The sequence below is a fragment of the Crocinitomix algicola genome, assembly GCF_001661595.2.
GTDB lineage: Bacteria > Bacteroidota > Bacteroidia > Flavobacteriales_D > Crocinitomicaceae > Crocinitomix > Crocinitomix algicola.
In genome coordinates this window covers 110,201-122,544 of record NZ_LYPF02000016.1, presented here as the reverse complement: position 1 = coordinate 122,544, position 12,344 = coordinate 110,201, and the positions used below count along the sequence as shown (strand labels likewise).

10 protein-coding genes are annotated in these 12,344 nt (G+C 34.9%); 4 read left to right on the top strand and 6 right to left on the bottom strand.

The window, feature by feature from the left end; all coding sequences use genetic code 11:
* Window position 1: 1 nt before the first annotated feature.
* Complete coding sequence (locus A8143_RS10400; protein WP_066758777.1) at window positions 2–649, top strand: hypothetical protein; 648 nt, start codon at window positions 2–4, stop codon at window positions 647–649.
* Here the strand turns inward: A8143_RS10400 and A8143_RS10395 are convergent, their stop codons facing one another.
* Complete coding sequence (locus A8143_RS10395) at window positions 650–3,958, bottom strand: VCBS repeat-containing protein (RefSeq protein WP_083261328.1); 3,309 nt, start codon at window positions 3,956–3,958, stop codon at window positions 650–652.
* Between the two features lie 271 nt (window positions 3,959–4,229).
* Between A8143_RS10395 and A8143_RS10390 the strand changes: the two genes are divergently transcribed.
* The gene (locus tag A8143_RS10390; protein WP_066758775.1) at window positions 4,230–6,308 is read left to right on the top strand and encodes a T9SS type A sorting domain-containing protein; all 2,079 of its coding nucleotides are present in this window, start codon (window positions 4,230–4,232) and stop codon (window positions 6,306–6,308) included.
* Window positions 6,309–6,356: 48 nt separating this feature from the next.
* Here A8143_RS10390 and A8143_RS10385 read toward each other — a convergent pair whose 3' ends face one another.
* Genes A8143_RS10385 through modA form a run of 4 tightly spaced genes read right to left on the bottom strand, consistent with a single transcriptional unit; the run spans window position 6,357 to window position 8,781 of the window.
* Complete coding sequence (locus tag A8143_RS10385; RefSeq protein ID WP_066758773.1) at window positions 6,357–6,794, bottom strand: nucleoside deaminase; 438 nt, start codon at window positions 6,792–6,794, stop codon at window positions 6,357–6,359.
* 13 nt (window positions 6,795–6,807) lie between these two features.
* Entirely contained in the window at window positions 6,808–7,473 is a 666-nt protein-coding gene (locus tag A8143_RS10380; RefSeq protein ID WP_066758772.1) for an ATP-binding cassette domain-containing protein, read from the bottom strand.
* The gene (gene modB / locus A8143_RS10375) at window positions 7,466–8,137 is read right to left on the bottom strand and encodes a molybdate ABC transporter permease subunit (protein WP_066758770.1); all 672 of its coding nucleotides are present in this window, start codon (window positions 8,135–8,137) and stop codon (window positions 7,466–7,468) included. Before modB ends, A8143_RS10380 begins: the two co-directional genes overlap by 8 nt.
* On the bottom strand, window positions 8,134–8,781 hold the full coding sequence (modA, locus tag A8143_RS10370; protein WP_175437529.1) for a molybdate ABC transporter substrate-binding protein: 648 nt from the start codon (window positions 8,779–8,781) through the stop codon (window positions 8,134–8,136). The genes modB and modA overlap by 4 nt, the downstream gene beginning before the upstream one ends.
* Window positions 8,782–8,997: 216 nt before the next feature.
* Between modA and aspS the strand changes: the two genes are divergently transcribed.
* Together aspS and A8143_RS10360 are read left to right on the top strand one after the other, a co-directional pair.
* Window positions 8,998–10,767 (top strand): aspartate--tRNA ligase, encoded by a 1,770-nt coding sequence (gene aspS / locus A8143_RS10365; protein WP_066758766.1) that lies wholly within the window; start codon window positions 8,998–9,000, stop codon window positions 10,765–10,767.
* A 108-nt stretch (window positions 10,768–10,875) separates the two neighbouring features.
* The gene (locus A8143_RS10360) at window positions 10,876–11,589 is read left to right on the top strand and encodes an SCO family protein (protein WP_066758765.1); all 714 of its coding nucleotides are present in this window, start codon (window positions 10,876–10,878) and stop codon (window positions 11,587–11,589) included.
* 2 nt (window positions 11,590–11,591) lie between these two features.
* On the opposite strand, the gene A8143_RS10355 is transcribed toward A8143_RS10360, so the two are convergent.
* Window positions 11,592–12,344 carry a response regulator gene (locus tag A8143_RS10355; protein ID WP_066758764.1) on the bottom strand — a complete coding sequence of 251 codons (753 nt, stop codon included), beginning with the start codon at window positions 12,342–12,344 and terminating at the stop codon, window positions 11,592–11,594.

Below are 12,344 nucleotides of genomic sequence, written 5' to 3'. Positions count from 1 at the left end.
TATGAATTATTCGATAGACACTTTACTGGAAACTAAATCGTTTAACGACTTAAATTCATCGGAGCAAAAATTTGTTCTTCGTCAAATGAGCTCCGAGGAGTATCAAAAACAATACTTGCTGATCCAAAAAACGAGAGCTTCATTTTCCGCGGATAAAAAAAGGTTAACACCTCACCCTTCGAGTTTAGGAACGCTACAACAAGAATTAGCAAAAGAGCGAGGAACTTCGAGTATTATAGGAGTTATAATTCAACATAAAACACCTACTTGGGTCACGATTGCTGCTGGGGTTTTAGTTTTTATTTTCTTCCAATTTTCAAAAATTTCTCAACTCGAACAAATTGATTCGCATAGAATAGCCACTACTGATACTGTATTTCTTGAAAAGGAAATAATAAAGTATGATACGATACAAGTAGAAGTTAAGGAGCCAACGCAAAAATTAGAGATAGCTAAAAGTCCTGAAAAGTCAAAATCAAGTAGTTCAATTATCCCCGAAACCATTATAACACCCACTTTTTACGATGATAAAATGTTGAATACTGGTCAAATGAACACACATTTTTTTGTCTCTAATTACCAGCAAACAAACGGCGTTCCTTTAGCAGAAGACACATTATCACAACAAATAAATCAACTCGTCAATTAACTAATTACGCTTGGCGGTACACATAAATGTTTTAGCGCGTGCGAGGTTAGACACCGTTATTACAATATCCTTACCATTGAAATTTACTATTTCCATGTCTTTGGTATCATTATTTTCAAAAAAGCCTGATTCTTTTGGACTCAATGCTTTAAGTTTTCCCGTTCCATCACCTAGAAGTAAACATCCTCTTCCTCCGTCATAACGCATTGTTTCAACCTCAACCGAATAATTATTACCAACAATCAGTGCATCCGTAAAACCATCTCCGTTAAAATCATCAACCAAGGTTTTATTAATTGGTCCCATTTGGCTGTATGCAGGCAATGCTTTTACTTCAAATCCAGCCTCATTGCTCAAGAAAATCACAGAACTAAAATTAGTTGCTTGGAAATGCAAAGCTTGGTTTAATTGATCTCTCCCATAAATAGTTTCGATAGAAGCCGTTGCAAAATCAGCATAGGTTCTAAATTTTTGTTTGATAAAAGGCATTTGTTCCGATGAACATTGTCTTCCCCTTACAGGATAACAAATGTCGTCTTGGTGTTTTGCTAAAACAATATCTTTTGTACCATTTTCATCAAAATCGTGGCAATATATTTCCAATGGATGGTTTTTTGAAGGATGAAACTTGTTATTTTCACCAAGGTTACCGATGATATAATCAGAACGACCATCTTGATTAAAATCACCTTTTTCGATAGAATAGTACCAGCCCACATCAAGCGATTTATTATACTGATTAGTGACATCACTTAATATTCCTTTTTCATTCTCAAAAAACACAACAGGCAACCATTCTCCAACAACAATCAAATCTTGATCTCCGTCAGCATCAAAATCATCAAAAATTGCATCTGTAATTAAACCGGGCGAAGCAACATTTGGAGATTTCGCCGTGATATCTTTGAAATATCCTCCCTCATTTTCCAGTAAATAACTTTTTGGAATAAACGGATAATAACCGGGTATTTGACGCCCACCAAGATACAAATCCAAGTCTCCATCATTATCAATATCCCCCGCAGCAATTGATTGACCGGACACAATCATTTCTGGTAAACGTTTGTCAGATTCATTTTTGAAATTCCCTTTACCATCATTTATATACAATTGATCCTGCAAATCTTTCGACGTTCTAAAAGCTTCATTTCCTCCACTAACTACATACAAATCCAAATCATTATCCCCGTCAACATCTATAAATAATGCTTCCATTTCTTCCCGCAACTTTTCCTTCTCCCATGGACCCTTTTTTATTTTAAACCCATCTTTGGTTTGAATGAATAATTGTCCTGAACTGCCATGCGAACCGCTGATGTAAATATCTTCTTTCTGATCCCCATTCACATCTCCTTTGGTAATAAACGGTCCTAATTGCGACATTTTATGAGGAAGAAGAATTTCAGATTCAAAATCATTAAATAAAACCTCCTGATGTTCAAATGAGAAGAGCGAATCACTAATGTCTGTAAAAAAGGGTTCTTTTTGATTTCTATTAATTTTCTTTTTATGGCCATTAGCATGGTCAACGATAATGGTTTGATTTGATTGAAGGTTCTCTTTAACCAGTGTTGTACCATCCAGCCATTCAACTTCTATTCGGTCGATCTGGTCATTTTCACCAAGTCCAAAATGTAAAAAAGGTTCTACTGACGAAATATAACCACGTGCGGTATGAAGTTCTTGATGTTGTAACTCATCTTTCGTGTAAAGTGTGACCTTAGTTCCTATTCCTTGCTGATTTTCAGCATATCCTTTAATTTGGATTCTTAAAAAATTAGAAGCAGGTCCATTTAATAAGTTTTCAAAAATGGAAGCTTGGTCATCCATATTATTCAAAACCAAATCCAGGTCTCCGTCATTGTCCAAATCTGCATAGGCAGCACCATTCGAATTTAAGGGCATGTCTAATCCCCAATTTTCATGAACTTTTTCAAATTTCAGATCCCCTTGATTGTGGAACAAATAATTCTTGATTTTAGCGGTAGGCACTAGATCCAAACCTTCTTGAAAACTTTCTAATTCTCCGGTTTCTTTTTTATAATTATATTCAGCGTTATAATCATTATCTCTCATATCTCTTTTATACCCATTAGTCACAAAAAGATCCTTTTTCCCATCATTATCAAAATCAGCAAATAACGGTGCCCAACTCCAATCAGTTTTAGCTACCCCAGCCATTTGACCTACATCTGAAAAGGTACCGTTTCCATTGTTTAATTGAAGACTATTGAACATGTATTGCAAATGATATCCTATTCCAACAATATTCCAAAATTTATCCGTGTTCATGGCCCCCATATTTCGTTTAGATCGGATATGATCTTCACTTGCCATGTCCAATGTCATGATATCAATTAAACCATCGTTATTAAAATCAGCGACATCATTTCCCATAGAAAAATTTGAAACGTGTTTCATTTGATCAATAATTTGGTCGGTAAATGTGCCGTCTCCATTGTTAATATACAGTAAATCAGGATCGATATAATCATTAGAAACGTAGATATCTTGAAAACCATCCTGATTGAGATCACTAATCGCAACTCCCAATCCAAACATATGGGCTTTAATTCCAGCTTTCTCAGTCACATCAACAAACTTTCCTTCTTGATTTTCAAGCAAAACATCCATATCAGGACCTTGCCTTTTCATCTTTAATACCTCTTCATTGGTATATACTTTTGAACCTAAATAATCGGGATGATTCAGTACATATAAATCCAAATCACCATCATTATCATAATCAAAAAACGTTGCACTTGTTGTTCGCTTGTCAATTGCAACACCATATTCTTCTCCCTTTTCAGTAAAGGTATTGTCCCCATTATTGACAAATAATAGGTTTTTTAAATTTTCACGTTCGACATTGCCTCCCGACCGGCAAACATAAATATCTAAAAAGCCATCTGAGTTAATATCTACCATGGTAACTCCGGTGTGCCAATGACTTGCTAAATCATAATCAAAAGCGGTAGCTGTAATATCTTCAAATTTTAAATTCCCTTTATTTAAATATAATTTATCTGATGTTGCATTTCCTGTAAAATAAAGATCAGCTAATTGGTCATTATTAATGTCTCCGATGGCAACACCTCCTCCATTGTAGATATATTCAAAATTATAATAATTTAACTCCTCTGTTTCTTGAAAGGTATTTGTAAAAGTGACCCCAGATTCTTCTGGAGATAATAATTTAAAACCAACCGTCTTCGATTGCGGGGTATTTAGGTTTTCATCTTTATCCTTTGCTTTGTTTGAGCAAGAAAAACCAATTGTCAAAATTAAGCCGTAAAAAATATATTTCATATTAAATGTGTTGCTACTCAAATATAATTAAAAGCATTATGAAAATAAAAATATGATTTTTTTTCAATTATAAATGGTTCTTTCTCAAACCCCCATGAATGAAGAGAAAATTAAATAATTCTAATAAAAAACTTTTAAATTTTTGTTAAATTGTTATTTATATGTTAACAATTATTTATAACTTGTGAACAATAACGTTGCGTCTAAAATCGATTTAGTTCTACAATAAATGGCTTTTCTACGCAACAATTAACAACTTTTAATTTACATCATGAAAAGAAAACTACTAATTGTGGGGCTTTTTGCGCTCCCACTTATCGGAAATGCGCAATATTGTGAAGGAGGAGGACCTTCATCTACAGGAGACTCAAATCTAGAAGATGCCTTCCTAGCTGGTGAAACTTCAAGCATATCTTATACTGGTTGTCCTGGAGTTGCCGGTGTAGAGTTACGCCTTGAAGAAATGGCCGACCTTGTTATTCTAAGCACGTATACAGCTGATATCACATGGGGAAGATGTGGCTCATGGGACTATTCAAAATCGGGAAGAGCTTGGATTGATTTTGATGGTAATGGAACATTCGACGGTGATGAAGTTATTGGTTCAATTTCCTATTCTTCTCCTACTGTTTCTGACTCGTATGATTTTACTGTTCCTGCTGATGCCGTAGTTGGAACGACAAGAATGAGAGTAATGGTACAAGAGGGTGGTGCAGCTACTGATCCTTGTGCAAGCTTTTCTTGGGGATCTGTTACGGATTTCTCTATTGAAATTTTACCAAATTGTACGGATGTTGAATACACAGCTTCAGCAACTGATATTTGTGTTGGAGAAACTGTTACTTTAACAGGAATTAGTCCTGGTACCATTACATGGGACGGTGGGGTAACTGATGGTGTTGCTTTTGATCCAGGACCAGCAGGTTCTTATACATATACTCCTACAAGTGATGATCCTGATGCATGTCCAGGTGAACCTGTTACGATTAATGTCTTAGAATATCCAGAAGTTGGTGCTAGTGTAACCGATACAGATGTTTGTGATGGTGATGCCATTGTGTTCACTGGAACAGGTGCCGCTACTTATGTTTGGGATATGGGTGTAACTGATGGTGTTGCATATACCCCGGCTGGAATTGGAACGGAAACGTATACTGTAACGGGAACAAACGAAGGTGGATGTTCGGGTACAGCCACTGTAGATGTTACTGTAAACCCAGTACCAACAGTTTCTGGTTCGGTAAGTGACGATGAAATTTGTGAAGGTGAAACTATTATTTTCACTAAAACTGGAGACGCTGATTCTTACGAATGGGATCCTGCTGATATTGTAGAAGGTGTTCCATATATGCCAGCTGATGGTGTTGAAACATTTACTGTTACTGGTTATTTTGATGCAACTGGATGTTCTACTTCTGATGAAATTACAATTACATTAAATCCTACTCCTTATGTTTCTGCTTCTGGCGGTGATGGAAATTTCTGTGACGGAACTCCAATCATTCTTGCTGCTGGTGGTGATGCTGATATCACTTCATGGGATCCTGCTGATTTTAATCCTGGTCCTGGTTCATACACTTACACGGTTTCTGGTCATTACGAAGGTTTTGAAGAATGTGTTGCTACTGCGAGTGTAGATATCATCGTTCACGATTTACCTGCTGTTTCAGGGTCTAGCGATTACGACGAAATGTGTGTTGGAGGAGCTGTAGTTCTTACTGGTTCTGGTGCTGAATCTTATACTTGGGATATGGGTGTAACAGATGGAATGCCATATTCTTTAGAAACGGTTGGTACTTCTACTTTTACTGTTACAGGTACAGATGAATATGGATGCTCTAATACAGCCACTGTTGATGTTGAAGTAGTAGAAGGTATAACTATTGCGGGAACAACTTCTTTAGTAACAGAAGGTAACGATGGCGCTATCAATATTGAACCTACTGGTGGTGTTCCAGCTTATACATATGATTGGAATATTGATGGAACTGGAGATTTTGATGATTCAGAAGATTTAACTGATTTAGCTCCTGGTTCTTACACAGTTGTTGTTCGTGATGCTACTGTTTGCCAAACGAGCAAAACTTTTGTAGTTGGTTCTCAATTAAGTGTGGAGAAATTAGCAATGGATGATTTATCAATCTATCCAAATCCAACGAATAATTTTATCAATATTCAGTTAGAAGGACAGTTTGATTATACATTATATTCAATCAATGGTAAAGAATTGTTAAATGGTAAAGGTGTAGACCAAGAACAACTAAACCTGGCTGATTTCTCTGATGGAATCTATTTCGTTAGCTTAAATAACGAAACTGGGTCAATTACAGTGAAAGTAGTTAAACAATAAATAAAGTTGTTTTATTTAAAAAGGGTGGCCGATTGGTCACCCTTTTTTTTATCGCTTATTTTTAAAGAAAGTCTTCAACATTAATGTTGCTTCATCAGCTAACAGTCCAGACTTAATTCTCGTTTTTGGATGATATAATACATTGTCATCATAACCATTGCGCTCATCTTTTGCTCCAAAAATTACTTTGTCAATTTGAGCCCAATTTAAAGCCCCAGCACACATAGCACATGGTTCTAACGTCACATACAAAGTACATTTCTTTAAGTATTTCGCGCCTAAATATTCGCTCGCTGCTGTTATCGCTTGTAATTCTGCATGGGCCGTAACATCCGTCAATTGTTCGGTTAAATTATGGGCTCGAGCAATTATTTTCTTATTCAACACAATCACAGCTCCAACAGGAACTTCATCTTTATCAAAAGCTTTTTGAGCTTCTTTTAAAGCTTCTTTCATAAAATATTCATCCGTATATACCTCTATCATAACTTTTTCTACCCTATGCTTTAAAAATTGTATTGGGTGTACCTTGCACCTGTGACTCGCTGGTGAGCATATGAATAACTTCATCAGCCATAGTTTCTAATATGGATTTACGATGAGTTACCATCAATATGGTTAGGGCAACCTCTTTTTGTAATCGTTTCAAACTCTTTATTAAAAAATCAATGGTATCATCATCAAGTCCCGCAAACGGTTCATCTAATAATACGATTTTAGGTTTTTGACATAAGGAACGAACTACCGATACATACCTTTTTTCACCCCCAGATAATTCGCTTGGATAACTTGTCCTTATTCCATCAAATCCTACCATTTTTAAATAGTGATAAATGGATGCTTCAACTTTACCTCCAGAAGCGTATTTTAAATTTTCTTCTACCGTCATATTTGGAAACAAATTGTCTTCCTGAAAAACCATCCCTATTTGCCGATCTGCAATAGGTTTGTTAATTTTAGCATTAAACCAAATGTTATTTCCGAATTGAAGTGTTCCTGAATCAGGCTTTTCTAATCCCGAAATCATTCGTAATACAGTGGTTTTTCCTATACCAGATTTCCCATATATAGCCGTAGTTTTACCCGCAAGTATCTCTGCTTTGCAAGAGATTGAAATTTTGCGCCTTTTATGATTATAAGCTTTATTTACATCTATTTTAAGCACCGGGAATAGTGTTTTTCTTTCGCGACAAAAGATTGATTATTAAAATAAGGATAAAACTAATTATCAGTAGAATGAAAGCGTATAAATCTACAGCTTCATAATTCATGGCATTCATTTCATCATAAATGGCAACTGCAGCAACTTTGGTGTCATTTAATTTTCCTCCTATCATCAAAACTAATCCAAATTCACCTATCGTATGGGCAAATGTTAATAAAGTTGCATTTAGCAAGTTCTTTTTAATCATCGGAAGATATACAAACCATAAAGCATTGAATCTCGATTTATTTAATATCATGGTTGATTCAATAATATTCTTAGGTATTGATTTAAATCCGTTTATAATCGGTGTCAACATAAAAGGTGTACAGAAAATTAGAGAACCCAATAAAATTCCTTCAAAAGTAAACGCTAATTGTATTCCAAATACAGCTTCTAATAGTTGACCAACCCTACTTTCCGGACCCAATAAAACAATAAAATAGTATCCCAAAACTGTGGGAGGTAAAACAATTGGTAATAATAAAATACTCTCAATAAAAATTTTGCCCTTCATTTTCGAAAATGCCAAAAAATAACTCAAAGGAACGCCAATGATAAATAAAATTAACGTTGTGAAGAACGCCAATTTAAACGTGATATAAAATGGTAAAAAACTTATCATATTCGGTAACCAAAATAGGTTAAAATTTGCTGAGCCCTTTCATTTTTTAGATAACTCGTTAGTTCTTTCACAAATATATTTTCTTGTTGTTTTTTAGAATTTAAAACAATATAAGCCTGATTTATTGGTTGATAATAACGCTGATCTATTTTGAAACATTGCGTGTTCTGTAACTTTGCAAAGTAAGAAGCACTTGTAAATCCAGCATCAATAGCATTACTTTTTAAATAAGCATTTATTTGCCCTACATTTTCTCCGATTATTATTTTAGATTCCAATTTATCCCACCATCCCTGGTTATCAATATACTCTTTTGCTGCCATACCATATGGTGCAGTTTTAAGATCAGCAATACCTATCCGTTTTATCTTTTTATCAAATAGTATTTCTTCTATCTGATTATATTTTTGATTAGAATTCACCATTAAAATCAACTGTCCTTGAGCATATACTTGCGGTTTATTTCCAAAACCCAAATGGTATAAGTCTTGCGGAAATGTCATATTAGCAGAAAAAAATATATCGTATGGAGCACCGTTTTTAATTTGGTTGGTAATCATCCCTGAAGCACCATAAGTAACCTGGCAATCAATCCCAAAATCTTTTTCAAAATGGACTAAAATAGAATCCAAAGCAAACTGCATATTTGACGCTGCAGCGATATTTATGGTATTCTTCCCTGGTGTTTTACACGAACAAAAGAGAATTAATGTCAAAAAATATATTCCGTTTCTCATTGATAAAAGGGGAATTAACCAGTGTCAAAATTAAACATTAAATTCTGACTTGTTCTCGTATCAAATAGCAATATGACATCTGAATTAATTATCTTTACAGCTTAATTTTGAGAACTGAAATAAATGTATAGATCACATAATTGCGGAGAGTTAAGAGAAACTCACATTGGAGAACACGTAAAACTAGCTGGATGGGTGCAAACCATTCGTGATAAAGGAAATATTATTTGGGTTGATTTAAGAGATCGTTATGGTCTAACTCAAATAGTTGGAGAAAAAGAAGTTGTTTCTGACGAAGTATTGAATGCTATGAAACAATTAGGACGTGAGTTTGTGATTCAAGTTGAAGGGGAAGTGATTGAACGTTATCAAAAAAATCCTGACCTGATTACCGGTGCAATTGAAATTAAAGCAAGTAAAATAACTATTTTAAATGCAGCATTGACACCACCTTTTACCATTGAAAATGAAACAGATGGTGGAGAAGAATTAAGAATGAAATACCGTTACCTTGATCTTCGCCGAAACCCAGTACAAGATAAACTAAAACTCAGACATAAAGTTTCATTAGAAACTCGAAAATATTTAGATTCGGTTGATTTTATGGAGGTTGAAACACCCTACCTTATTAAATCCACGCCTGAAGGAGCACGAGACTTTGTTGTTCCAAGCCGAATGAATCCTGGACAATTTTATGCTCTTCCCCAATCCCCACAAACGTTCAAACAACTCTTGATGGTTTCAGGATATGATCGGTATTATCAGATTGTAAAATGCTTTAGGGATGAAGATTTAAGAGCAGATCGTCAACCTGAGTTTACGCAGATTGACTGTGAAATGGCTTTTGTCGAGCAAGAAGATGTCTTGAATACATTTGAAGGATTGGTAAAGCACTTATTTAAAACGTGCCGTAATCATGAATTTGAAGGTGATTTTCCAAGAATGACTTATGCTGAAGCCATGGAGCGCTATGGTTCTGACAAACCAGATATTCGATTCGGAATGGAGTTTGTTAACATGAATGAAGTTACTCAAAATAAAGGATTTGGTGTTTTTGACAGTGCTGAACTTGTTTTAGGAATTACTGCTAAAGATTGTGCTGTTTATACAAGAAAACAATTAGATGCACTTGTCAATTGGGTTAAACGACCACAAATAGGTGCAAAAGGATTAATTTATTGTAAATACAATGAAGATGGTACTTTTAAATCTTCTGTTGACAAATTTTTTGATCAAAATGCGTTAGCAGAATGGGCGAATAAAGCAGGCGCTGAAAAAGGTGATTTAATTTTAATTTTATCGGGTGACACAAATACAGTTCGTTCTCAAATGAATGAATTACGATTGCATATGGGGAATGAATTAGGACTACGAGATCCTAATAAATTTGCACCATTATGGGTTTTAGATTTTCCGCTGTTAGAATGGGATGAAGAAAGTCAACGCTATCATGCCATGCATCACCCTTTTACTTCTCCCAAAAAAGAAGATTTAGCACTGATTGATTCCGATCCAGGAAAGGTTAGAGCAAATGCTTATGATTTAGCGATGAATGGCGTAGAGTTAGGAGGAGGATCTATTCGAATACACAATAAAGAATTACAAGCCAGAATGTTTGAATTACTTGGCTTTTCAGATGAAGAAGCAAAAGCTCAATTTGGATTTTTAATGAATGCGTTTGAATATGGCGCTCCACCACATGGAGGATTGGCTTTCGGATTTGATCGTTTGGTAGCTACTATGGGAGGTTCAGAGTCGATTCGAGATTATATTGCTTTTCCTAAAAATAATAGTGGAAGAGATGTGATGATTGACTCTCCAGCATCAATTGATCAAGAACAATTAAATGAGCTGTTTTTGTCCAATACAAATTTACCAAACCCAGAAAATTAATCGCCTGATTGAAGAAATTATCGCGCTTGGTTGAAATATTTAAGCTTTTCGATTAAGTGCGATTAAAATTCTGCCTTTTTACCCTTATTTTTGCAAAAAATAAAGGTTATGAACAAAGCTGTTTTAGGTTTTATAATTATTGCAGTGTCCGGAATAATTATTGCTGGAATTTTAAATTATACACATTATTCTGATGATCCAGAGTCTGCGTATAATCGAAGTGAAACCAATCGATTAAAAGTATATAATCCTGCAGACATAAATCCAACTCTTGTTGATACCTCGCTTCGCGCAATTCAAAAAGACCATAAAATCAGTGATTTTTCATTTCTCAATCAACTTGGCGATACCATTACCAAAAAAGATGTTGACGGTAAAATTTTTGTAACAGATTATTTTTTCACGACATGTGGAGGAATTTGTCCAAAAATGACTAGACAATTACAACGGGTTCAATCCGAATTTTCTGATGACCCTAATTTCTTAATTCTCAGTCATACCGTTAACCCTTCTCGCGATTCAGTTGAGGTAATGTATAATTATGCTAATCGTTTTAAAGCAAATCACGAAAAATGGTGGTTTTTGACGGGATCAAAAGCAGATTTATACACAATGGCACGAAAATCTTATCTCATCGTTCCTGATGAGGCTGATGCCAATTTCGATCATGGTGGTGAATCTGACTTCATTCATACAGAGAACTTCGCTCTAATCGATCCTGATGGCCGCATAAGAGGAATGTATGATGGAACAAATGTAGAAGAGGTCTCAGAACTTATTCGAGACACCTATGATTTAAAACGAGAATATAATTTTGAATAAACTTAAAGTAGGTTTAATTTCTCCATTAATTGATCTTTAAAGGATCCTCCAATTGGAATTGTCTTTTTGTCTTTCTCCAATTGTAAATTAGGATATTCAATTGAAGCAATCTTATCAATGCGTACGATAAATGAACGATGAACGCGGATAAAATGATCCGAAGATAATTTTGTTACAATATCCTTCATTGTCGAATGGATAGTATAGCGTGTTTCAAGCGTATTAATTACCACATAATCTTTTAACGCCTCTACGTAGTAAATATCATTCGTTTTTATCTTAACAAGTCTACTTTTTGATTTTACAAAAATGAAATCTTTAGAATCTTTATTTTCAATTAACGAATAGAATAGATCACGTTCTTTTAAAACCTCTTTTTCTTTTGAGTATTTATACAAAGCCATTTCAATGGAAGTATGAAGATCAACTTCTTTGAAAGGTTTGATTATATAACCATATGGTTCGGTTACTTTTGCTTTTGCCAATGTAGCTTCATCCGCATAAGCTGTGAGATAAATAACCGGTATATTCAATTCTTTTTTAACTCGCTCTGCAGTTTCAATACCGTTAATGCTCCCTTTTAACATGATATCCATAAGAATGATATCTGGGCGTTCAGAACTTGCCAATTCAAAGGCTTTTTCACCCGTAGAAGCGGCTCCTACAACATTATAACCTAGTTTTTTCAAACTGTGTTGAATGTCTTTAGAAACAATACTTTCGTCCTCAACGACGAGTACATTAGTTTTGGCCAT